Source organism: Aeromonas sp. 600886, assembly GCF_049174935.1.
Classification (GTDB): domain Bacteria; phylum Pseudomonadota; class Gammaproteobacteria; order Enterobacterales; family Aeromonadaceae; genus Aeromonas; species Aeromonas veronii_A.
Map to the genome: position 1 here is coordinate 103748 of NZ_JAAKUB010000008.1, position 21852 is coordinate 125599.

Annotated in this window: 23 protein-coding genes and 1 tRNA gene; 19 read left to right on the forward strand and 5 right to left on the reverse strand. The window is 54.3% G+C overall.

The annotated features are described in order from the left end of the window. Nucleotides 1-102: 102 nt before the first annotated feature. The 3 genes from G5179_RS08570 to G5179_RS08580 are packed head-to-tail and all read left to right on the forward strand — an operon-like array spanning nucleotide 103 to nucleotide 2558. A complete protein-coding gene (locus G5179_RS08570; RefSeq protein ID WP_216978986.1) occupies nucleotides 103-1041 on the forward strand; it encodes a LysR family transcriptional regulator in 939 nt (312 codons plus the stop codon). 54 nt (nucleotides 1042-1095) lie between these two features. Continuing rightward, on the forward strand, nucleotides 1096-2118 hold the full coding sequence (locus G5179_RS08575; protein WP_043823589.1) for a response regulator: 1023 nt from the start codon (nucleotides 1096-1098) through the stop codon (nucleotides 2116-2118). 8 nt (nucleotides 2119-2126) lie between these two features. After that, entirely contained in the window at nucleotides 2127-2558 is a 432-nt protein-coding gene (locus tag G5179_RS08580) for a PAS domain-containing protein (RefSeq protein WP_005337175.1), read from the forward strand. 89 nt (nucleotides 2559-2647) lie between these two features. On the opposite strand, the gene ltaE is transcribed toward G5179_RS08580, so the two are convergent. The 3 genes from ltaE to G5179_RS08595 all read right to left on the reverse strand — a co-directional run bounded on the left by ltaE (nucleotide 2648) and on the right by G5179_RS08595 (nucleotide 4976). Further along, nucleotides 2648-3667 carry a low-specificity L-threonine aldolase gene (ltaE, locus tag G5179_RS08585; protein WP_421258190.1) on the reverse strand — a complete coding sequence of 340 codons (1020 nt, stop codon included), beginning with the start codon at nucleotides 3665-3667 and terminating at the stop codon, nucleotides 2648-2650. Between the two features lie 112 nt (nucleotides 3668-3779). Further along, nucleotides 3780-4481 carry a short-chain dehydrogenase gene (locus G5179_RS08590; RefSeq protein WP_266135536.1) on the reverse strand — a complete coding sequence of 234 codons (702 nt, stop codon included), beginning with the start codon at nucleotides 4479-4481 and terminating at the stop codon, nucleotides 3780-3782. Between the two features lie 87 nt (nucleotides 4482-4568). Beyond that, nucleotides 4569-4976, reverse strand: a complete 408-nt coding sequence (locus G5179_RS08595) for a helix-turn-helix domain-containing protein (RefSeq protein ID WP_033137628.1) — start codon at nucleotides 4974-4976, stop codon at nucleotides 4569-4571. Nucleotides 4977-5125: 149 nt separating this feature from the next. Here G5179_RS08595 and G5179_RS08600 point away from each other — a divergent pair, with 149 nt between their 5' ends. Then, nucleotides 5126-6025: an aldo/keto reductase gene (locus tag G5179_RS08600; RefSeq protein ID WP_421258191.1), complete on the forward strand. Its 900-nt coding sequence runs from the start codon at nucleotides 5126-5128 to the stop codon at nucleotides 6023-6025. Between the two features lie 71 nt (nucleotides 6026-6096). Here the strand turns inward: G5179_RS08600 and G5179_RS08605 are convergent, their stop codons facing one another. Beyond that, entirely contained in the window at nucleotides 6097-6378 is a 282-nt protein-coding gene (locus tag G5179_RS08605) for an RNA recognition motif domain-containing protein (protein ID WP_005337180.1), read from the reverse strand. A gap of 216 nt (nucleotides 6379-6594) precedes the next feature. Beyond that, entirely contained in the window at nucleotides 6595-7137 is a 543-nt protein-coding gene (locus tag G5179_RS08610) for a hypothetical protein (protein WP_421258192.1), read from the reverse strand. A gap of 106 nt (nucleotides 7138-7243) precedes the next feature. Here G5179_RS08610 and G5179_RS08615 point away from each other — a divergent pair, with 106 nt between their 5' ends. The 15 genes from G5179_RS08615 (at nucleotide 7244) to G5179_RS08685 (ending at nucleotide 21197) form a co-directional block, all read left to right on the forward strand. Further along, nucleotides 7244-8014, forward strand: coding sequence for an amino acid ABC transporter ATP-binding protein (locus G5179_RS08615; RefSeq protein WP_421258193.1), 771 nt, complete (start codon nucleotides 7244-7246; stop codon nucleotides 8012-8014). Further along, nucleotides 8007-8804, forward strand: coding sequence for an amino acid ABC transporter permease (locus G5179_RS08620; protein ID WP_421258194.1), 798 nt, complete (start codon nucleotides 8007-8009; stop codon nucleotides 8802-8804). Before G5179_RS08615 ends, G5179_RS08620 begins: the two co-directional genes overlap by 8 nt. Nucleotides 8805-8806: 2 nt before the next feature. Then, the gene (locus G5179_RS08625; protein ID WP_236324898.1) at nucleotides 8807-9628 is read left to right on the forward strand and encodes a transporter substrate-binding domain-containing protein; all 822 of its coding nucleotides are present in this window, start codon (nucleotides 8807-8809) and stop codon (nucleotides 9626-9628) included. Then, entirely contained in the window at nucleotides 9628-10533 is a 906-nt protein-coding gene (locus G5179_RS08630) for an amino acid ABC transporter permease (RefSeq protein WP_421258195.1), read from the forward strand. The genes G5179_RS08625 and G5179_RS08630 overlap by 1 nt, the downstream gene beginning before the upstream one ends. Further along, nucleotides 10527-11264 (forward strand): penicillin-insensitive murein endopeptidase, encoded by a 738-nt coding sequence (mepA, locus tag G5179_RS08635; RefSeq protein ID WP_421258196.1) that lies wholly within the window; start codon nucleotides 10527-10529, stop codon nucleotides 11262-11264. Before G5179_RS08630 ends, mepA begins: the two co-directional genes overlap by 7 nt. A gap of 85 nt (nucleotides 11265-11349) precedes the next feature. Further along, the gene (locus G5179_RS08640) at nucleotides 11350-11940 is read left to right on the forward strand and encodes a LemA family protein (protein WP_005346564.1); all 591 of its coding nucleotides are present in this window, start codon (nucleotides 11350-11352) and stop codon (nucleotides 11938-11940) included. Then, complete coding sequence (locus G5179_RS08645; protein ID WP_227342552.1) at nucleotides 11937-12662, forward strand: TPM domain-containing protein; 726 nt, start codon at nucleotides 11937-11939, stop codon at nucleotides 12660-12662. Before G5179_RS08640 ends, G5179_RS08645 begins: the two co-directional genes overlap by 4 nt. A gap of 20 nt (nucleotides 12663-12682) precedes the next feature. Then, entirely contained in the window at nucleotides 12683-13300 is a 618-nt protein-coding gene (locus G5179_RS08650; protein WP_227342551.1) for a TPM domain-containing protein, read from the forward strand. Between the two features lie 145 nt (nucleotides 13301-13445). Further along, nucleotides 13446-13533, forward strand: a tRNA-Ser gene (locus G5179_RS08655). Between the two features lie 83 nt (nucleotides 13534-13616). Next, nucleotides 13617-14891 (forward strand): tyrosine-type recombinase/integrase, encoded by a 1275-nt coding sequence (locus G5179_RS08660; protein WP_421258197.1) that lies wholly within the window; start codon nucleotides 13617-13619, stop codon nucleotides 14889-14891. A gap of 283 nt (nucleotides 14892-15174) precedes the next feature. Beyond that, nucleotides 15175-16311, forward strand: a complete 1137-nt coding sequence (locus tag G5179_RS08665) for a tyrosine-type recombinase/integrase (RefSeq protein ID WP_157160599.1) — start codon at nucleotides 15175-15177, stop codon at nucleotides 16309-16311. Nucleotides 16312-16593: 282 nt separating this feature from the next. Beyond that, the gene (locus G5179_RS08670) at nucleotides 16594-17292 is read left to right on the forward strand and encodes a plasmid mobilization protein (protein WP_421258198.1); all 699 of its coding nucleotides are present in this window, start codon (nucleotides 16594-16596) and stop codon (nucleotides 17290-17292) included. After that, nucleotides 17283-18992, forward strand: a complete 1710-nt coding sequence (locus G5179_RS08675; RefSeq protein WP_421258199.1) for a hypothetical protein — start codon at nucleotides 17283-17285, stop codon at nucleotides 18990-18992. Before G5179_RS08670 ends, G5179_RS08675 begins: the two co-directional genes overlap by 10 nt. A gap of 153 nt (nucleotides 18993-19145) precedes the next feature. Next, nucleotides 19146-20138: an AAA family ATPase gene (locus tag G5179_RS08680; protein ID WP_421258200.1), complete on the forward strand. Its 993-nt coding sequence runs from the start codon at nucleotides 19146-19148 to the stop codon at nucleotides 20136-20138. A gap of 618 nt (nucleotides 20139-20756) precedes the next feature. Continuing rightward, nucleotides 20757-21197 carry a hypothetical protein gene (locus tag G5179_RS08685; protein WP_139039452.1) on the forward strand — a complete coding sequence of 147 codons (441 nt, stop codon included), beginning with the start codon at nucleotides 20757-20759 and terminating at the stop codon, nucleotides 21195-21197. Nucleotides 21198-21852 lie beyond the last annotated feature (655 nt).

The following is a 21852-nucleotide window of genomic DNA, read 5'->3' on the forward strand; positions in this document are numbered from 1 at the left end:
TCAGTAGAAATCGAATCCAGATCAATTAAACGCTGAATTACCCTTGCCAAGCGATAAGGCTCTTTTTATGGTTGCCCCCTTGTTACACCCAGAACAGCGTTTATGAAGCACATCGAAGAGTTCTACCTGTTCGTCAAGGTGGTGCAAGAGGGAGGATTCTCCCATGCTGCAGCCGCACTGGGCATGCCAACAGGCACCATCAGTCGACGCATTTCCCAGCTGGAAGAGCAACTGGGTTGCTCCCTGCTACATCGCTCTACCCGTAAACTCCGTCTTACCGATGAAGGGCTCAGATACTACGAGCGTCTCTGCACACCGCTTGCACAAATCGAGCAGGCCACCAGCGAGATCCGGGGTAAAGAAGCAGACATCACCGGGCTTATCCGGATAGCCGCGCCGATCGCGCTCTCCAACACCATCCTCATCGATATGCTGGCCGAATTCGGGCTGCACTATCCCGAGGTACAGTTCGATATCACCCAGACCAATGATCACCAGCACCTGTTCGACAATGATCGGGATCTGGTGTTCTTCAACGGTGAGCTGCCCCAGTCGCTGCCCAATGCGATCTGTCTCGGTCATATCGAGTACGGCCTGTTTGCCTCGCCACTCTATCTGACCAAGAAGGGAACCCCCTCCCACCCCAGCCAGCTGGAAGAACATGATCTCATCTACTGCTGGCCACACCAGCACTGGCAACTGACCGACAAGGATGGCCAAAACATCTGCATCAAACGCAGCGCCAAACTGACCGTCAACCAGACTCAGGCCGCCGTGCGCGCAGCCCGGCGTCATCTGGGGATAGTCAACGCCCCGCTGCACTATCTGAGCAGCTTCCTCCATGACGAGCAGCTGGTACCGGTACTGACCGACTGGCAGACCGGCAATCGCCCCTTCTACATGTTGTGTTGCCAGCACCAGTTCGCCCCGTTGCGTGTTAAGATGTTCGCTGAATTTGTTGAGAAATACTCCGCACGCTATCGTAACCGGCAATGGGATAACCAATTTTCACAGGGTGACAACCTCCCACATTGCATCTGACTGTTAGCGGGCCACACTTATAGCAATCCTTGCCAACAGAGCCTGCCTAACGCCATGAATGTATTGATATGTGATGACTCCGGGTTCGCCCGCAAACAGCTGGCACGAGCGCTACCGGCTGACTGGAAAGTCGATTTGCACTATGCGGCGAATGGCCTTGAAGGGATCGAACAGGTGCTGATGGGCCATGGGGATCTCATCTTTCTCGATCTGACCATGCCGGAAATGGACGGTTACGGCGTGCTGGAGACCCTCCAACGGGAGGGTCTACGCAACAAGGTGATCGTGGTCTCCGGGGATATCCAACCAGAGGCCTATCAACGGGTCATGGGGCTGGGGGCGCTCGATTTCATCAAGAAACCTGCCGCCCCAGAAACCCTGCTCGCCCTGCTCAAAAAGCATGATTTCTGGAGTGCCACCCCGAGCGGTCAACCAAGCGCCCCCGAGCAGCAGCCAAACGGAGTGGTAGCCGATGCAGGCGTCAAGATCACCCCCGAAATCCGCGATGTCTATCAGGAGCTGGCCAACGTCTCCATGGGTCAGGCCGCCGACTTGCTGGCTCGTCTGCTCAACGCCTTCGTGGTACTGCCCATCCCCAACGTCAACGTGCTGGAAGTATCAGAGTTGCATATGGCCCTCTCGGCCGCTGCGGATTCAGATACCCTCTCCGCCGTCTGTCAGGGGTTTATCGGAGCTGGGATCGCCGGTGAAGCGCTGATCCTGTTCCATGACTCCAGCTTCAAAGATTTGGCCAAGCTGATGAACCATCAGGGGACGCTGGATCGCACCGCCGAACTGGAGCTGTTGATGGATACCGCCAACGTGCTGATCGGCGCCTTCCTACGCGGCTACGCCAACCAGCTCGACACCCCCTTCAGTCAGGGGCACCCGGTGGTACTCGGCCAGCACAGACCCATCAACGAGCTGATCAACACCAACAAGAGTCGCTGGCGCCGCACGCTCGCCATCGAGATCAACTACCGGATCCAGGATTACGCGGTGCAGTGTGATCTGCTGCTGCTGTTTACCGAAGATTCCATCGCCACCATGAACAACAAAATCATGCACATGCTCTAGGAGTGACTATGGAAATCCGTGAATTTCATTGGCTGATGAACATAGTCCAGAACCTGGACGTAGGCCTGGTAGTGCTCGACAAGGAGTACAAGGTACAGGTGTGGAACGGCTTTATGGAGAGCCACAGCGGCCGACTGGCCAGTGACGTGCGCGATGGCGTACTGTTCGAGCTCTTCCCCGATGTGGACAGAGCCTGGTTCGAGCGCAAGGCCAACATGGTCTTCAAGCTCAACAACCGCGCCTTCAGCACCTGGGAGCAGAAGCCCTATCTGCTACGTTTCTCCAACTATCGCCCCATTACCGGCTCGGCCCCCCATATGTTCCAGAACCTGACGCTGGTGCCACTGGCCGATTTCGGCGGTCAGGTGACCCACATCGCGGTGATGATCTACGACGCTACCGATGAGGCCATGCTGATGAGCGGCCAGCGGCAGGCTTGAGCTTGCAGCAAATAACCGAGGGCGCCGCGGCGCCCTCTTTTATTTCGGTATGAACAGGTCTCGGTATAACCTCTACCTCACCAGCCGTCTCAACGCGCCCCGAGATACTCGGTGAAGGCGTCGATCACCTCTTCAATATCGTCATCGTTGATTTGCAGATGGGTCACCAACCGCAGCTCGCCGTAACCGGAGAAGAGGATCCCCCTCTCCTTCATAAAAGCGAGCAGAGGGGCTGATTCCCCCTCACGCAGCCGCAGGAACACCATATTGCTCTGCACCAGCGAGAGGTCGAGCTCGATGCCCGGCAGTGCAGCCAACCCTTCGGCCAGCCGTTTGGCACGGCGGTGATCATCGGCCAGGCGGGTCACGTGCTGCTCGAGGGCAAACAGACCGGCTTGCGCCAGAATCCCCGCCTGACGCATGCCGCCCCCCAGCATCTTGCGCAGTCGGCGCGCACGGGCGATGAAGTCGTGTCTGCCCACCAGCAGCGAGCCCACCGGTGCGCCCAACCCCTTGGAGAGACAAATCGAGATGCTATCAAATGGAGCGGCGATCACCTCGACCGGGGTCTCGCTGGCCACGGCGGCGTTAAAAAGCCGGGCGCCATCGAGATGAAGCTTCAAGCCGCGCTCGGCAACGAATGCCCCCATCTCCTGCAGATAGGAGAGCGGCAGCACCTTGCCGTTGTGGGTGTTCTCAAGGCAGATCAGGCGAGTCTGGACGAAGTGGGCATCATCAGGGGCCAGCGCAGCCTTGATATCATCGAATGCCAGCGTGCCATCGCGCTGCATCGGCAAGGGTTGCAGGGCTACGGAGCCCAGCACGGCACTCCCCTGCGCTTCATAGCGATAGATGTGAGCGGCGTTGCCGAGGATGGCCCCCTCACCGCGCTGACAGTGGCTCATCACCGCCAACAGATTGGACATGGTGCCGGACGGCACAAACAGCGCCGCCTGTTTGCCCAGCAATCTGGCCCCAAAGGCCTCCAGCGCGTTGACGCCCGGATCTTCACCATAGACATCGTCACCGACTTCGGCGTGGAGCATGGCTTGACGCATGGCGTCAGTAGGCTGGGTGACGGTGTCACTTCGTAAATCGATATAGCGCATGAGATCCCTCCTGAAACAGGAGAGTGACGTTAGCCATGCGCCCCTCGCTTGGCAAGGGGCGCATGAGCAGAATGTGAAGCCAATAGACGTCAGTAGAACCCGCAGGCGGGATTTACCAAGGCAGCGGCTGACCGTTCAGATCCAGTAGCTGGCCCGATTGGGCCAATGATAACCCCTTGATGAGATTGAGCAGTTTCACCGCCACCTCGGCAGGATCCAGCAATTGATCCGCGGGCAACTCGCTCAGAAAGGGGGTATTCATCGGGGAGTCCATCAAGCCGGGCGCAACGGCCACCACCCCTGCTTGCGGGAAACGCTGCGTCCACTCAAGGGCCAGGGTTTTCACCCCCATGTCGAGGGCCGCCTTGCTCATCCGGTAGCTGTAACGTCCCCCCTCCAGATTGGCGGTGATGGAGCCCGCCAGATCGGAGATGGCGCAGAGCCACAGCGGATGGTCATTGCCCATCAACCGGCTGAAACGGGCAGCCAGCGCCAGTGTTGGCCAGGCATTGGCCAGCAGGCTGTCGCACAGCCACTTGGGGTGCACCTCTTCGACCCGCCGCTCCGGCATAAAGCTGACATCGTGCAACACGCCGATGGTATTGATCACAACGGTGGGAAGCGGATCGCAATCGTAGAGGGTAAACAAGGCATCGAACGAGATGGCATCGACATCTGGCAGCGGGAAGAAGTCCTCCATCTCGATCCCTTTGGGATAGTTGCGCCCGGCCAGCAGGAATGACTCCCCCCTTGCCATCAGCTCTCTTGCCAGCGCCGAGCCCAGCGCACCACTTCCGAGGATCAAGTAGCTCATCGCCCATTCCATGGAGACTTATCTTGCTTAGAGCGTATCAGAATAATCAACCGGCCGTGACACGACCAAAGGGTAATATGCTCCTCATCACGCTTCCCCCAGATGGCGGCCAAACTCCCGCGCCAGCGCCAAGTCGAGAAAACCGTCCGCTTTCTTGTGGGTGCGCAAAAACTGGTAGTAGGCGAGCAGGGTGACCAGCGCCTCCTCATCGGGCAGCCCCACCCCGGGTTGCTGCTCGCCCAGCAGTTGCTGCGCCGCAGCCAGCGCCTCCCTGTCCACCACTTCCGCCTGACGGTAGAGATAACCGCATCCGGTCGCCAGCCACTCCAGCGAGCAGTTGGCCCCCATGGCGATCTGGTTGGCCCGCGCCAGGCCAGGCTCGGCCCCCTTCAAATATTTGCGGATCAGCGCTTCACTGAGCCCCACCTTGCGGGCAAAGGCGCTCACGCTCATCTCCCCGATCAGGCTCTGCAAGCGCTCGGCAAATCCTTCCATCCAATTATCTCCCCAACTCTCTTCGGTCAGAACCAAAGTTCGAATCATGCCACTGTCCATTATTGCTTTGCCAGCCACATGGGGCCAAGATGCCCGCAGTCATCCATGTTGCACATCGTTTTCGCATCGCGTTTTTAAAGGAGTCAACCATGTCTGTATCCCGTGTCGCCCTGCATCCGCAAGGCCCCACCTTCTCTCGCCTCATCATGGGTTACTGGCGCCTGATGGAGTGGCAGCTCTCTCCGGCCGCTCTGCTCGATCTGATGAAATATCATCTGGATCTGGGGGTCACCACCATCGATCACGCCGATATCTATGGTGGCTACCAGTGCGAAGAGGCCTTTGGTCACGCCCTACGCCTCGAGCCTTCCCTGCGCAGCCGGATGGAGATCGTCACCAAGTGCGGTATCGCCCTCACTGCCAAGCCGGAGCATGCCCTCAACCACTACAACACCGGCAAGGACCATATCATCGCCAGCGCCGAGGCCTCGCTGCGCAAGCTCGGCACCGACCATCTGGACCTGCTGCTGATCCACCGCCCGGATCCCCTGATGAACGCCGATGATGTGGCCGACGCCTTTATCACCCTGAAACAGGCGGGTAAGATCAAGCACGCCGGGGTATCCAACTTCACCGCCCGTCAGTTCGAGCTACTGCAATCGCGCCTCCCCTTCCCGCTAGTCACCAACCAGCTGGAGATCTCGCCGCTTCATCAGGAAGGGACCCTCGATGGTACCCTGGATCAGTGCCAGCAGCTTGGCATCAAGCCGATGGCCTGGTCATGTCTCGGCGGCGGCCGACTGTTCAGCGATGAGGCCTATGCCCCGCTGCGTGCCGAACTGGAGCAGATCCGTCAGGAAGTGGGCGCCCAGACTATCGAGCAGGTGGTCTACGCCTGGGTAATGATGCTGCCAAGCCAGCCGCTGCCATTGATTGGCTCCGGCAAACGGGAGCGGATTGCTGCCGCCGTGGCCGCCGAATCTGTCGAGCTTAACCGCCAGCAGTGGTTCCGCATCCGCAAGGCGGCGCTCGGTTACGACGTCCCCTGATCACAGCAAAACGTCCAGAAACAAAAACGGCATGGGGGAAACCCATGCCGTTTTTTTATTGCCGAGGTACCTTAGCGGTGGCGCTGTTGCGGGCGACCACGGGGAGCATCTGTCTTCGGTTTGGCCTGGTTGACGGTGATGGTACGGCCACCGACTTCTGTGCCATGCAGACCAGCGATGGCCTTTTCGGCATCACCATTGACCGGCATTTCAATAAAACCAAACCCCTTTGACTGGCCGGTATCGCGGTCGATGATGATATCAACCTTGTCGACCTGTCCAAACTGGCTGAACAGGGTTTTCAGTTCGTCGGCCGTCATCCGGTACGACAGATTTCCTACGTAAATCTTCATGCCATCCACTCTCGATTCAAGGTGCCTTCTCTATGCAATTCCCAGCATAACGGTAAGGGCACAACCCCTATGCCGGACCTGCCATGGCTTCATGCCGTGGCCTTCTCCACACTGTCGTCAAGTGATTGATCTCTTGGGTTAACAGTGCAGACAAGATCAATTCGAGTCACTGGCAGTATCTGAGCTTTGCCGGGAATTGTCGAGAAAATAGTCGACTCAGGCCGATTGCAGATCTGACAACCGTTGCGCCAGCATCCGGCGACCGTGCCAGGCCCGTTTAAAGCCGAAGCGATAGACAGACGGGCTCACCAGATGCAGCTCCCCCGCCTTGAGATCCAGCAAGGCCATGGCCGCCGCCAGCTCATCTTCACTCAGTTGCAGATCGAGGCTGAAGTCGAGCCACTGGCCGTCGTGACCCACTCGTCGCTCCCGTTCAAGCGCCACCAGCTGGTTGCGGGGCAGCGCCAGCGCCTCATCCTTGTTGCCATTGAGCAGATAGATATGCTGTTCGTCCCACCCCAGCTCCGCCAGGCGCCAGGGCTGCCAGCTGCGGGGCAGCGAAACCATGATCCCGGTGATGCCACCAAAGACCACGCCCACCCAGTTGAGCAGCGCCATGGCGCCCCAGCCATCCCACAAGGAGGCCGCCACCACGCCCCAACTCACCAGCAACAACAGAAAAATGACGCAGCGATAGCGCACCGTTGGCGGCATCAACAGCTGCACCTGCGAACCGGCAAGCAAGGATGTAATACGCATGAAAAGCTCCTGTCATCACGAAATGGCGCCATTGTGAATAGCCATCAGGATGCTGACAAGGGGGTTTTCTTTGTCATCCCCCTATAAAATCAATACCATGGCGTAAATGATTCTCAGTGGAACCTGCTTCTTGACCAGCTCGCAACCCTGTGTGCGCTTTTGTGGCGTCGACAAATTCTATGGCAACTTTCAGGCTCTACATCACATCGATCTCACCATTGAACGGGGAGAGAAGTGGGTTATCTGTGGCCCGTCAGGCTCGGGAAAATCGACCCTGATCCGCACCATCAACGGGCTGGAGGGGATCGACGACGGCCAGCTGTTCCTGTTTGGCGAGCCGGTGACCCCTTCCTACCTGCGCCGCCTGCAAGGTCGGGTTGGCATGGTGTTTCAGCAGTTCAACCTCTTCCCCCATATGACGGTGCTGGAAAACCTGATGGTGGCGCCGGTGCATACCCTGGGGTTGCGCCCTCAGGAGGCCAAAGCCCGGGCGCTCGGGCTGCTCGAGCGGGTGCGCATTCAGGCGCAGGCCGACAAGTACCCTCACCAGCTCTCCGGCGGCCAGCAGCAGCGGGTCGCCATCGCCCGCTCCCTCTGCATGCAACCCGAGCTGATGCTGTTTGACGAGCCCACCTCCGCCCTCGACCCCGAGATGATCCGCGAAGTGCTCGATGTAATCCGCGAGCTGGCTGACGAGGGGATGACCCTGATCTGCGTCACCCACGAGATGGGCTTTGCCCGTCAGGTGGCGGATCGGGTGCTCTTTATGGATGAGGGCAAGATCATCGAGTCAGCCCCGCCCGCCCAACTGTTCAACGCCCCTCGTCACCCACGTACCCGGGCCTTCCTCGAACAGGTGCTCAGCTATCATGGCTAGGCTCAAACGCCCCCGCCTGCTCGGCTGGTTGTCAGGCACTGTGATGCTCTCTGCGCTACTGGGCTGGGCGCTCTATAGCGGCGCTCGCCAGATGGGCTATGAGTGGCAGTGGCCAAGGGTGTTGCCCTTTCTCGGCGAATGGGATGAGGGAACTTTTTATGCCGGCCCCTTGCTAAACGGCCTGCTGGTCACTTTGCAGGTGGCGCTGCTCAGTCTGTTGGGCACGATGGCGGTCGGGGTGTGCGTGGTTAGCCTGCGGCTGCTTCCCTCCCGGCTCGGCCCCTGGCTCGCCATCGCCTATCTGGCGCTGGTGCGCACCACGCCCCAGCTGGTGCAACTCTATATTCTCTATTTCTTGCTGGGCCCCATGCTGGGATTGGCCCCCCTTGCCTGCGCCGTGTTGAGCCTCTCCCTCTATCAGGGTGCCTTCACCGCCGAGGTCTTGCGTGCAGGTGTACAGGCCATTCCCAAAGGACAGTGGGAGGCGGCCCAGTCGCTTGGCTTGTCGCGAACCATCACCCTGCGCAAGGTGATCCTGCCCCAGCTGGTGCGCATCACCTTGCCGCCGCTGACCAACGAGCTGGTCTCCCTTATCAAACATTCGGCGCTGGTGAGTGTGATCGCCATCTTCGATCTGACCAACGAAGGGCGTACTCTGGTTGCCGATACGTTTCTGACCTTTGAGGTGTGGTTTACCGTGGCCGCCCTCTATTTGCTGTTAACCCTGACGCTGTCTGCCTGTTCGCGGGCGCTGGCCCGTCACCTGAATCCGGATCAACAAGGACGCTAACCATGAATCTGTCATTCAAGACCACCCTGTCGGGCGCTGCGCTGCTGCTGGCAAGCCTGCTCACTCCGGCACTGGCACAAACTGCCCCCTCCGACACCCAGGCACAGATCGAGCAGAGCGGTACCCTGCGGGTCGGCATGTCCACCTTCGCCCCCTGGGCGATGCGCGACAAGCAGGGGGCACTGATCGGTTTCGAGATTGACGTGGCCCGTCGCCTCGCCACAGATAACGGCTGGCAGGTAGAGTTCGTGCCTACCGCCTGGGATGGCATCATCCCCTCCCTGTTGGCGAAAAAATATGACGTCATCATCGGCGGCCTCACCATCACCCCCGAGCGGGAGAAGAGCGTGCGCTTCACCCAGGCCTACTCCCATTCGGGGGTGCAGCTGGCCGCCTCCAGCGCCATGGCCAAAGAGAAGAAAACCGTGGCGGACTTCAACCAGCGCGGGGTGATCCTGGCGGTACGTCGTGGCGCCTCACCGGTACAGGTGGCAAAAGAACACTTCCCCAAGGCCACCCTGCGCCAGTTTGATGACGAGTCACAGGTATTTCAGGAGGTGCTGAACGGCCGCGCCCACGGCGCCCTCTCCTCTTCCCCGAAACCCGAGCAAGAGGCGCTGCGCCACCCGGATGCCCTCTTTATGCCGTTTGCCGAGCCGTTGGCACAAGGCGATGAAGGCTTTGCCCTGCGCAAGGGGGATGATGCCCTGGCTGAGCAGTTCAACGAGTGGATCGCAGCCCGTCAGGCCGATGGCTGGCTCAAGGCGCGCCATGACTACTGGTTCAAGTCGCTGGCGTGGGAAGCGCAGGTCGCCAACCCCTGATGCTGATTGCTCTAAAAGAGACCATCCGGCGCATCGTCCGTGGGGCATGTCGGAACATCAACTGGCTGGATGGGGCGATCGCCCTGATCCTGCTGCTGGCTGGCCTCTGGCTGGCCAGCCGCTTGCACATCGGGGTGGCCTATCAGTGGCGCTGGCATGAGGCCTTCGATCTGCTGTTCACCCCCGGCCCTCACGGCGAGTTGCCCTACTTTTTCAACGGTCTGCTCACTACCTTGCGCATCGCCCTGCTCGGCATGGTGCTGGCGCTGCTGCTCGGCACTGCGCTGGGGGTAGCCGCCTTCAGCCGCCGCCCCTGGCTGGTGATGCCCGCGACCCTGTTTATCCAGCTGATCCGCAATCTGCCGCCGCTGGTTTTTATCTTCATCTTCTACTTCTTTATCGCCAACCAGCTGCTGCCTGCGAGCGGCCTCTCCCGCTGGCTCGGCACCGTATCACTCTCCCCGTGGCAAGAGGCGCTGTTTGGCCCACCTGCCCGCTGGGAAAACCTCATCTCAGGCACCCTCTGCGTTGGCATGATCAGCGCAGCCTTCGTCGCCGAGATCGTTCGCGCCGGGCTGGCCGCCATCCCCCGTGGCCAGTGGGAGGCGGCGCAGAGCCTCGGGCTCTCTCCCTGGGTGCGGCTGCGCCATGTGATCCTGCCGCAGGCTATGCTGCTGATGTTGCCCCCCCTCACCGGTCAGCTCATCGCGCTGGTGAAGGATACCGCCATCGTTTCCCTTATCTCGGTGCAGGAGCTCACCTTCGTCGGCACCGAGATGGCCAACTCCAGCGGACTGGTCTACGAGATCTGGCTGCTGGTGGCCGCGGCCTATTTATTTATATGTTTGAGTCTGTTCGTATTGCTGAGCCGACTCGAAGCAAGACAAGGAGCACGCACATGCTGACGTCCCTGTTGCTGGCGACTGTATTGCAAGCGGAAGCCATCGGTGGTTATGCCGCCGGTTGCCTGAAAAACGGCGTATACCTACCCCTCGAAGGGCCGGGTTATCAGGTGATCCGCACCAAACGGCTGCGCTACTACGGCCACCCCGACCTTATTCACTATCTGCAGACGCTGGCCAACCAGACCCGCATGGCCGGGCTGCCGGATCTCTATATCGCCGATCTGGCGATGGCCCAGGGCGGCCCCTTTACCTCCGGCCATCGCAGCCACCAGACTGGCCTTGATGCCGATATCTGGTTTCGCATGGCCAACCGCCCCATCAGCAAATGGGAGCAGGATGCCCCCAAGGAGTGGGCACTGATCGACGAACCCAGCTACAAGATGTTACCGGGCCGCTTTGGCCCCCAGCAGCTCACCCTGCTGCGGCTTGCGGCCAGCAAACCCGAGGTGGCCCGCATCTTCGTCAATCCGGTGATCAAATCCGCGGTCTGCCAACAGGCTGGTAACGAACCCTGGGTCGCCAAGCTACGCCCCTGGGTGGGCCACTTCAGCCACTTCCACGTGCGGCTGCGCTGCCCGGTGGGCAGCCCCGATTGTGAACCCCAGGCTCCCATTCCGCCCGGCAATGGCTGCGGGGAAGAGCTGGCATCCTGGCTAAAAGACAAGCCCCAGCTGCCCAAGGTCTCAGGCATCAACAAGCGACCCGAGCTACCTGCGCGTTGTGGCAACTGACCCCAAGCTGGTATGGTGATGCACTCTTGGTCGTACACCATCCATGGCGCACTATCGACTCGAAATATCAAAGGAGAACAACAAGATGGCCACATCACTCTGGCGCAGAACCACGCAGAGCCTGTTGACCCTGACCCTGCTGCTCGGCCTGACCGGCTGCGGCATGAACAACATCCCGACCCTGGATGAGCAGGTTAAAGCAAGCTGGGGGCAGGTGGAGAACCAGTATCAGCGCCGCGCCGACCTCATTCCCAATCTGGTCGCCACCGTCAAGGGCTACGCCAGCCATGAGCAGGAGACCCTAAAGGCGGTCACCGATGCCCGTGCCCGGGTCGGCAGCGTGCAGGTGAGCGATCCTGCCCAGCTCAAGGAGTTTGAAGCGGCGCAGAACCAGCTCTCCAGCGCCCTCTCCCGCCTGATGGTGGTGGTAGAGCGCTACCCCGAGCTGAAAGCGGATCAGCAGTTCCTTGCCCTGCAGGCCCAACTGGAAGGAACCGAGAACCGCATCTCGGTGGCTCGTCGCGACTATATCGAGGCGGTACGCCAGTTCAATACCGAGATCCGCACTTTCCCCGGCGTCATCTGGTCCAAGCTGCTCTACTCGGATCTGGAGGCCAAACCCAGTTTCAGTGCCAAACCCGGTGCCGATGAGGCGCCCAAGGTCAGCTTCCAATGAAGATGATGCTGCGCTGGTTTCTTCCCTGTCTGCTGCTCTGGGCCAGTGCCCTGCAAGCGGCACCGGACTTCCCGACGCTGAGCGGACGGGTGGTGGATGAAGCCAGTCTGATGTCCCGCAAACAGGCCCATCAACTGACCCAACAGCTGGCCGCCTTTGAAAAGCGCAGCGGTATCCAGCTGGTGGTGGTCTCTGTCGACAGCCTCGATGGGGAGACTATCGAGGAGTACGGCTACCAGCTCGGTCGCCACTGGGGGATCGGCCAGAAAGGCAAAAACAATGGCGTGCTGTTGCTGATCGCCCAGGATGAGCGCAAGGTGCGGATCGAGGTGGGATATGGGCTAGAAGGCGCCCTGCCCGACGCCATCGCCGCCAACATCATCCATGGCCGCATCCTGCCCGCCTTCAAACGCGGCGATATGGTGGCCGGGATCATGGCGGGCAGCCAGAGCATCATGAAGGCACTCGCCGGAGAGTATCAGCCGGTCGAGCAGCCGAAAAGTGACAACGGCGGCGGCCCCTTGCTGTTTATTCTGGTGGTGATTGCGATGATCGTGCTCCACAACCTGCGCGGCGGTGGTGGCGGTGGGCCAGGAGGACGACGTCGGTCGGCCTACATGGCCGGTGGATTGGGTGCCGGCTCCTTTGGTGGTCGCTCTGGCGGCGGATTCAGCGGTGGCGGCGGCAGTTTTGGCGGCGGCGGAGCCTCCGGTGGCTGGTAACAGGAGTAAAGAGACAAATCATGATTTCTAAACAGTTCTTCCACACGCTTCAGGCCAAGGTGCGCGAAGCGGAGCTAGAGACTGATGCTGAACTGGTCACCGTGCTGGCCCCGGCCAGCGATGGCTATCGCTACATTCCCACCCTCTGGGCGGCGCTGCTGGCGATGCTCACCCCGCTGCTGGTGTTCCAGCTCGGCTTCTGGCTCGGCTGGTACGAAATCCTGCTGGTGCAGTGGTCGGTCTGGCTGCTGCTGAGCCTGCTGTTCCACTGGACCCCCATCAAGATGCGGCTCATCCCGAAGAAGGTTCGCCAGCACCGGGCGGCCCTGATGGCTCGCCTGCAATTTGTCGAGCAAGGGCTGCACCGCACCCGCGACCGGCTCGGGGTGCTGATCTTCGTCTCGGCCGCCGAGCACTATGTAGAAATACTGGTGGATGACGGCATCGCCCAGCATATCGACAACGGCCAGTGGCAGGAGATCATCGACGACTTCGTGGCGCGCGTGCGCAACAAGGAGATCGAACAGGGTTTTCTGGAGTGCGTGGAGCGCGTTAGCGCCATTCTGACCGATGCCTTCCCGGCCACCCGGGATCAAAACGAACTGCCGGACAGTCTGATCATCCTCGGCAAGCCCTGATCCGGTTTAAAAAATCGGCATTCTGCACAAGGGTTAGGCATTCGGAAAAGATTATGAAAAATAAGGGGAAAAGAGGTTGACCCACACAGCCCTTTCCCCTAAATTACGCCCCGTTCCAGCGCAACAGCGCAGCGAACGAAAATTTGGTGAGGTGTCCGAGTGGCTGAAGGAGCACGCCTGGAAAGTGTGTATACGGCAACGTATCGAGGGTTCGAATCCCTCCCTCACCGCCAAATATAACCCGTTGAATTTCAACGGGTTTTTTCATTTCTAGACTTACGTGATTTTTTTCCTGGATCAACTGGGTGGAACAATCATGTATCTGAGTAAAAATGCCTCCGGCACCTACTACACTCGTCTCCCGCTGCCTAAGTCATTACGTGACCGTGGCTTGCCCTTCGCTATCCGTACTTCCCTTTGCACCAAAGATCGTCAGCTCGCCGTAGACCGCAACCTGGCAGTGGCAGCTCGTACTCGCGCACTTATCGCGGCTACTCCTGCCGATACTGCCCCCCGCAGTTTCTATCGCTGGATCCGCGCCGATCTAGACGCGTTCAAAGCAGCGGGGTTCATCCCTCCTCAAACACCTTCCACACCTCGTGAACCTTTTGTTGATGCCCCAGCTTGCCCCAGCAGTGGGATCATGCTCACCCACGCATTGGCGAGATTCATCGAGACTAAAACCAGTGAGGGGATCCAGCATAGGTCGGTGGGCCAGCTCCAACTTCGGATCAACGCCTTCGTCACCTGGGCCAAAGGGGTTAAAGTCGATGAGGTGACGCCCGCGCTGGCACAGGAGTACCGCAACAGCTTGCTGCGCAAGACCAACCTCAGTTTCAAAACCAAAGGAGATTACCTCGCCGCCCTGAAACAGTTCTTCCGTTGGTGCGTGGCGCTGGACTATTGCAGCCGTAACCCTTTTGATGGGTTGACGGCAGGCAAGAAGCCGCACAAACGGGCGGATGAGGAGCGAGTGCGCTGGCATCGCCCTCAACTGGCTCAGCTGTTTGCCAGCCTGCGCAGCAAACAATCCCAGAAAGGCAAAAAATTGAGAGTTCAAGACTGGTGGGTGCCCCTGCTGTGCCTGTATGCCGGGCTGCGACCCTCCGAGGCTTGCCAGCTCAAAACTCAGAACATCAAACAGGTTGAGGGGATTTGGTGTCTGATGGTCGATGCGGGAGAGGTGGATCAACAGCTCAAGAGTGCCAATGCGTACCGTACCGTGCCGCTACATAGTGCGTTGATCGGACATCAATTCCTGGACTATGTGGAGAGTCGTCGCGGTCAGGGGCAGGTATTTTTGTTCGACGACAAACCATCAGGCAAAGACGACGACTGGGCGCATAACATCACCTGTCGCTTCCAACGCCACCTCAATGATGCTGGCATCGTAGGTCAGGGCCGTCCCACGCTTTACGGGCTGCGGCATAGCTACATCGATGAGTTACAGCAGGCGGACGTTGCTGAGCATATTGTGGCTGAGTTGGCGGGACATAGTAAAACAGGGATCACTTTTGGCCGCTATGGTAAACGGGTAAGCGTATCTCTTTTGAAAGAAAAGATAGAGTTGATTCCCAGAGACTTAGTATAAGTGTCAATCCAGTACCGTCTGGTGAACTTTTGCTGTAGTGCTCATAGACGTATAAGCCCCAACTCAATGCTCACTTATCTGATAGGTGGGATCAGTCGTGCTCTACAACAGGGAAATTCAACCAGAAATCGTGCCCTGTGTGGCTCAGATGTTGTGGTGGAACGATATTATTTAAAAAACCAAATAATTTTCTTGACTTGTAATTTCGTTTGTGCATCAAAAATCTGTTGACTTATTTTTTTAATGCTCATAACCTATGCGCAAATCAACTGGATTAGAGCCGATGAACAATGATAAAAACTCACAGGCCAAAGATTTAAATAAGACTCTTGGACTGGCAATAAATGAAAATCTGAAATTTAAAGAAGCCCGCTATGCTGAATCAACCATTGGACCATATCGCCGCAAGAGCAAGCAGCTTGTAACTTGGTTCGGTAAGAAAAAGTTGATCGACTTTAGCTCTACAGACATAGAGATGATGGTCGTAAAACTTTTGAAGAAATATAATGGCTGTACAGTTAATCACTACCTGGAAATTCTGCGCAGTGTATTTGTTAGGGCGAAGCTCGACGGTTTAATTCCATCTAATCCGATGGAAAACATAAAGAAATGTAAATTTACCAGAAAGAAGCCGAAACCATTCTTGCAGTCTGAGATTGCACTTTTGCTACAACAGAATAAGCAGGAAAACTATCAAATTGAAACTGCATTGATACAGGTAGGGATAGCAACTGGTTTACGAATTAGTGAACTGCTCGCCTTAAGTGCTGAAGTTGTTGATCTCGAAAAAAAGATGCTAACCATAGATCTGGCTTTGGTAAATGGTGTGTATAAAACCCCTAAAAATGAGGGGTCTAGACGAACAATAGAATTGACAGCGCAGGCAATAGAACCGCTAACTCTACTGCTAGAACAAGCCAAGAATAGAAAGGCAAAAAATATAAAAGTCACGCAGAATGATAATCGAACTAAATTAATCGAATCTCGGACATTGTTAGCCTATTTTTGTGCAAAGCGGCGTCCTTACGCCTCAGTCGATGAATACAGAGAAAAATTCTTCAAACCGTACTGTATCTCTCTTGGCGTTGATTATCGCGGGCCATCGCAATTCCGTCATACATTTGCCAGTCAACTATTGTCTGCCGGAATAAATGTACCATGGATTGCACGGCAGATGGGGCATGCTGGTACTGAAATGATTCAGCGCTGTTATGGCCAATGGTTAGTCGAGGATGCAGTCGATTTTGGAGCACAGGCAGGAGCGGTTTTGCAACGGTGCTTACATTCGAATGCTGTAGATACGGTAGAGCAGTCTGCTGCGCCATCTGCCACATTGCACAGAAATTGGAATGAGTTGATGACCATGCCAGAGATGCAATCGATAATACCATTAATCGAAATGCTCCTTAAAAAGAAGTGAATTACGATAGCATAAATTAAAGAGAGTTATCGGGTTAATATGATCTAAGTGTGTACGGTATCGTTGCAGCTAAAAACTATCGTTGATGCTACTATCTAATCAGGCAGTTTATTGCTTTTAATAAAAAGAGCAAGGTCACTCCTACACCGTACAAATTGCGTTCCGCAATGTACGGTGTACGGAGCCTTGCCATGGCTGTCGCCCTGGACCTACCTGGGCTGCCGCCCAGACCCGCTAAATCAATATATAAATTAGAGCTGTTCAGCAGCCAGGAGACAATACGTGGGAAAAGAAAATAAAAAATTAAGGAATAGAAAAAATAACACTTTACGTGAGGAGCTGACAAGAGATCCTGATCTCATGCTGCTCATTGAAAGGGCCGTTATCAGGTGCATCAATGACGATGTTGCTGTCACTATTAACGGTATAGCTAGAGATGTAAATATGGATACAGACATCGTTCGACAAATGTTGCCGAGTTTTACAGAGATCCGGGATCATCGAATCGAGCTACGCTGCACATATGAGGAAAAACGTCGTTGGGAGAAAAAGGCTAAAAATGCAAAAGTCACTGTATCGAGGTTAGCATCTCAATCTCTCACAAAATTGAAAATCGTCATTTCTCCAGCAGAAACATTACGCGACACAATAAATAATCTCATTGCGCAACAGACCGGGTTTTATAACAATTTCAATCAGCTGGTAAAATGGTGTAACTCCCATAAGGGCGATGTAAATCTACTTTTTATTCTATGCGAACTCAGGGAGCTAGAAAAACAACATAAAGAGCAGGTTGATAAAATTAACGAGATGTTATCACCACAATTAACACAGCCATCTCGGGTTATACGCCATGACAAAAGCGATACTGCGACGCCAGACACTACATGGTCACACTCAGGTGAGGATGACGAGGATGCAGTGGAGGTAAATCCAGCATTAATCGAGAGTGAGTATGAGGAGCATGAGCTATGGCGGTGATTAGATTTTTTGCAACCAATGGGCATCGCCAGACTAAATCCAGCGCCCCAATAGATTACCTACTGGGTATCTACAGCGCTCTGACTCCGCAACAAAAAAATGAGCGTAGTACAATCACTGATGCGATTAGGGTTGCTCGTGATAAAAATGACGCTCCATTGGTTCATCGGTTGAACCAACAACTGAGACTGATCCATGGTGTAAGGCGGACACCACCACCTGAGCTGTTGGCTGGAAATCCACGAGACATCGCTTATGCAATCGAGATATCGCCACATAAATATAAATACACCAGCGGTGTCATTGCACATGCAATTGAGGACAACCAGACGCTGAGCTCCAATCCTGATATTGCCCAGGAATTTCGTGCATTGATGGAGGAGCTGGTTTTTGCGGGATTACCCATAGAGGACAGGATGATCTTGTGGGTACAACATACGCATGAACAAAATCTGGAGAATCATTTCTTAATCCCACGGATTAATCTTCGCACTGGAAAATATTTCAACCCTCACCCACCAGGTGCGGAAGGAGATTTTAATGCGATCCGTGATTACCTCAACTTGAAACATAACCTCGCACGTCCAGATGATCCGCAACGCCAGAGGCTGACAGGAACAATACCACGGTACAGTAAAAATGCGGACTTGATTGCAGCGTTATCTGATGCGGTGCAGTTACGGGTAACTCAGGGTCAGTTATGTAACCGACAGGCTGTGATTGATTGGCTGGAGCAACCTCAGACTCGACAAATGTATGGTATTAGCGAAGTCGAGGCTAAAAAGGATTACATACGGATTGTGCCAGAGGGAAAGATCAGGGCTTTTCGGCTGAAAGGACCTTTATTTAGCCGTGCGTTTACCAGTATTGATGCGGTGAGACCGACGTTGACGATAACAACACCTCCACAACCGTCGTTGGATGCACTCTGGCAGCAGATTGAGGAGCGGATAGCCAAACGACGGGCCTTCAATCAGAGCCGCTATAACGTCACTGAGACGATGTACCCAATGCCCTCTCCGAGGCCAGTGAGACGACCGACAGGTATGGCCGCAGTGATAACCCAGAAACATCGCAAACAGCCAACAAATGCGCTTTTTTGGCAACAGCAGATGCAGCTATATGCAGGTTACACACTGATCCCAGTTAACCCTGAGGGAACCCTAACAATAGACACCGAAAGAGCGTTAATTCAACTGCTGATGAAAATTGTGAGCGCTATTTTAGCATTACTAGGAGTGAATCATGAATTTAGAGAAACAATTATTAGAGTTGCTCAGTTTTATCAACACCGAGCAGATGAGCTCGATAGCAACACTCAGGGAGCAGGTTCAATCGCAGCATGTCACACAGCAGCAGATAATGAACGACCATCAGGTCTTGCTGACCATGGTGCAGCATTTGAACACGCATACCAGCGACAGCAACGTCTCTGCCGAGAACTCCATTCATCAGATGAGCGTTTCGCTCGAACAGTTGCAGGAGCAGGTTCAGACCTTGAGCGGCTCCGTAGAGAGTACGCAGAGGTCGGTGAGATTGCTACTCGAGGTCTTAGAATCATAATGGATAACCCTATATTAGCAGCCAAAAAAATTGCACGTTTCAGGATGAGGCCTGGAGAGTATGCATTAAAATCTCAGCACGAGCACTCTGGCCAGAGGACTGCACGTCATGAAATGGATTCAGATCTTTCTTTGTAAAATATTCTGAATGGCGTTTGTTTTTTATATTTGCGGAACATCATCAATACAAGATTACTTGCAATGTTTATCTTTATAAATAGCAATAATTAATATCTACCATTGATTTATAAAAACAACAAATAATAATAACTTTTTTTGGGAGGAGTATGTATGCTCCAGAATAGAATGTTAGCTTGGGGGGTTAGTGAGGGGCGGATTGCCAGTGAGCAAAAACCGATTTGGTTGTTGGACGAACTGATTGAGCAGGGTGATCAGTGGATCATCAATGGCGCCCCCAAATCAGGCAAATCTCTGCTCGCAACGCAGCTCGCATCGGCTATCGCCAGTGGAGGACAGTTCCTCAACTGGAGGAATCGAAATCCAGCACGAGTGTTGTATATGGATTATGAGCTAAAAGATCGGTTGTTTTGGAAACGCTTTTTAACCATGACAGCACATAATAATGTGACTGACCAAACAATTGAGCGGAATTTTTTCCGGTGTGGTGATTTCCAGACAACGGATGTATTGGATCCTGTAGAGGCGAAAAAAATGATCTCCATCGTGAATGAGATCCAGCCTGACCTGATTATTTGGGATGTACTAGCCAGGATGCATACGGCGGCGGAAAATGATAATAGCATGATGGGCCAGGTGATGCGGTCCATCAGAAAAATAAGTCAACCCGCAGCCCACATTGTTGTGCATCATGCAAGAAAATCCTCGCCAGGAGCGGAGGGTTACAACGCAGGCGCTGCTGGTATCAGGGGGGCATCATCCATTCATGGTGAGGCTGATGGCGTTATGTCACTAGCATTACGGGATGGGCAGGGGGCTAGATTCAGCCTCAGGTTTAGTTCGAGAGCGGTTGAAACTCCTGATGAGATTTTATTAAACCGAACAGAACATCTGATATTCGTCAGCGCGAATGATAGTGATAACAACACATTATTAACTTCCCTGAAAAAAGCTCTGAGTGGGCATACCTCAGTATCAGCAGCCGAGTTAGTGAACTCCTTTTGTGCGGAATTTTCCATACAGGAACGGCAGGCAAAAAACTATATCAGAAAATGCGTCGCAAATGCTTGGGTTCGGCGGGAGAGGAGGCCGGATAAAACGTATGAGTATATCGCCACAGATTTACTCACTGATGTGTCAGCCTAAGCACACAATATCTACCATCTGGATGCAAGCATGCAATGAACCTCTATCTATAAATAGATTGCATCCAGAATTACCCCCCTTACATATCCCCCTTTCATGCACAAGAGCGCCTAGTGCTTATTTTAGACATTGCATTTTAAATGCATTATGATTCTGAAATAAACAATTGAGCCTTTGTTTTCAAAATAAAATATGAATCACATTGAAAACAACTAGAACATGTCATTCAAGCATTGATGTCATTCTATATGCAGGAATTCGTCTGTTTATGTTCTGTTTAAGCCTCGTGTCTATTAAATCGAACGGCAAAAATGTTTTTATTTATATTGCTCTGCGAGCATATTATCCACATGTAATGACTACCGCATTAGCGATATTTACCATCCCATCCACATCCATTCTGTTTATGGGCATGTTATAGGTTAAATGTCGTTCAGCCAACACTCAAAAAGAGCAAAAAACAACCAAGAGTGAAATTTGTACAATTATTTTTTCAATAAAAAACTCCTTAAAAATCAATGGCATGATCCATTTATGTCGCTTGACAGATGGCAGTCTCTCGGTTTACCGTGGGCTCATTCCTCGTAATTCACTAGCGTCCTACTGCGGAGAAATCTTATGGATGTTCAAATGACGGATGAAGAACTCATGGATAAAGCCGTTGATGCACTTGTCAATGCTTTTATTGTGATGTTTCGTTCGGTCGGCTATCCAGTCAGACCGTTGTATTACTCAGAAGGGGGGATCACCTTGGAGATCCGAGTGCCACCAACACTCCCTGATTTTATAATGAAAAAATACCCACGGTTTAGGGATGGATTCAGGGCGTGTCCATCAATAGAGTTGATCGGAATACCATATGAATGGCAGGGGTGTGGATTTTTCACAAAATTAGTTAATGCACTAGGTGCTGAGCCTAGTGTTGAGTGCGTCTGTATCTCATGCGTGACTAACGAGGTATTCTCACAGAAACTACAAAACAACCCTGAGTGGGAGCTTTTATATTATAGCGAATTATTTGATGTGAAAGGATTTTATAAGGTATTTAAGAGAGATTGACTATTCTAAGTTTCATTTCAACTACTTCATGTAGTGTCATCAAGCATGCTCGATAAAAGCTATTTTGTCAGCAGCAATCGTCAAGCACACAAATATCTTTCTCCTATGCATTTTGCGGACCTACCCGTTGAGGTGTTGTTATAGCGCCGCAGGTGGCTCAATAATCGACTTTATGCAGGCACAGCATAGTCGGTAGCACCTTAAGTTAAAGGTTAGCCAGCGTGCGTTGCCGCATGCAATTGCATGCGGCATCTATTCCATTAGTTCAAGCCTACCTACCTATTTCATTGCAATAACATCAACGTCAGTCGGCAAGAGAGTAGTCCATAATGCGGAGATTAATACCGCGTGCAGGTATATATGAAAATATTAGAAAAATTATTGTTAGGTTCATCTTCAATTATCTGTTGAATCATCTTAATAAGCCTGATAGCCTGTTGCTGAAATAGATTGCAGGGTGTTTTATGGATGAGTAATATAATAAAAAACTAATGATGGCCACTCAATCATTTAAAGATAGGGCATCAGGGAAAGCACTGCCGGATGGTGAAATGAATTCAGACAGGATATTTATCCTTAGCCCTACAGAACGGCGAGCCTGCTGCCGTGACATAGTGCCTGGAAACCGGCGGTTCCCGTTGAGCTCAAAGAAGCA

Coding starts and splice junctions, on each gene's coding strand:
- G5179_RS08570 (WP_216978986.1), top strand. CDS start 103: ATGAAGCACATCGAAGAGTTCTACCTGTTCGTCAAGGTGGTGCAAGAG.
- G5179_RS08575 (WP_043823589.1), top strand. CDS start 1,096: ATGAATGTATTGATATGTGATGACTCCGGGTTCGCCCGCAAACAGCTG.
- G5179_RS08580 (WP_005337175.1), top strand. CDS start 2,127: ATGGAAATCCGTGAATTTCATTGGCTGATGAACATAGTCCAGAACCTG.
- ltaE (WP_421258190.1), bottom strand. CDS start 3,667: ATGCGCTATATCGATTTACGAAGTGACACCGTCACCCAGCCTACTGAC.
- G5179_RS08590 (WP_266135536.1), bottom strand. CDS start 4,481: ATGAGCTACTTGATCCTCGGAAGTGGTGCGCTGGGCTCGGCGCTGGCA.
- G5179_RS08595 (WP_033137628.1), bottom strand. CDS start 4,976: ATGGAAGGATTTGCCGAGCGCTTGCAGAGCCTGATCGGGGAGATGAGC.
- G5179_RS08600 (WP_421258191.1), top strand. CDS start 5,126: ATGTCTGTATCCCGTGTCGCCCTGCATCCGCAAGGCCCCACCTTCTCT.
- G5179_RS08605 (WP_005337180.1), bottom strand. CDS start 6,378: ATGAAGATTTACGTAGGAAATCTGTCGTACCGGATGACGGCCGACGAA.
- G5179_RS08610 (WP_421258192.1), bottom strand. CDS start 7,137: ATGCGTATTACATCCTTGCTTGCCGGTTCGCAGGTGCAGCTGTTGATG.
- G5179_RS08615 (WP_421258193.1), top strand. CDS start 7,244: ATGATTCTCAGTGGAACCTGCTTCTTGACCAGCTCGCAACCCTGTGTG.
- G5179_RS08620 (WP_421258194.1), top strand. CDS start 8,007: ATGGCTAGGCTCAAACGCCCCCGCCTGCTCGGCTGGTTGTCAGGCACT.
- G5179_RS08625 (WP_236324898.1), top strand. CDS start 8,807: ATGAATCTGTCATTCAAGACCACCCTGTCGGGCGCTGCGCTGCTGCTG.
- G5179_RS08630 (WP_421258195.1), top strand. CDS start 9,628: ATGCTGATTGCTCTAAAAGAGACCATCCGGCGCATCGTCCGTGGGGCA.
- mepA (WP_421258196.1), top strand. CDS start 10,527: ATGCTGACGTCCCTGTTGCTGGCGACTGTATTGCAAGCGGAAGCCATC.
- G5179_RS08640 (WP_005346564.1), top strand. CDS start 11,350: ATGGCCACATCACTCTGGCGCAGAACCACGCAGAGCCTGTTGACCCTG.
- G5179_RS08645 (WP_227342552.1), top strand. CDS start 11,937: ATGAAGATGATGCTGCGCTGGTTTCTTCCCTGTCTGCTGCTCTGGGCC.
- G5179_RS08650 (WP_227342551.1), top strand. CDS start 12,683: ATGATTTCTAAACAGTTCTTCCACACGCTTCAGGCCAAGGTGCGCGAA.
- G5179_RS08660 (WP_421258197.1), top strand. CDS start 13,617: ATGTATCTGAGTAAAAATGCCTCCGGCACCTACTACACTCGTCTCCCG.
- G5179_RS08665 (WP_157160599.1), top strand. CDS start 15,175: ATGAACAATGATAAAAACTCACAGGCCAAAGATTTAAATAAGACTCTT.
- G5179_RS08675 (WP_421258199.1), top strand. CDS start 17,283: ATGGCGGTGATTAGATTTTTTGCAACCAATGGGCATCGCCAGACTAAA.
- G5179_RS08680 (WP_421258200.1), top strand. CDS start 19,146: ATGCTCCAGAATAGAATGTTAGCTTGGGGGGTTAGTGAGGGGCGGATT.
- G5179_RS08685 (WP_139039452.1), top strand. CDS start 20,757: ATGGATGTTCAAATGACGGATGAAGAACTCATGGATAAAGCCGTTGAT.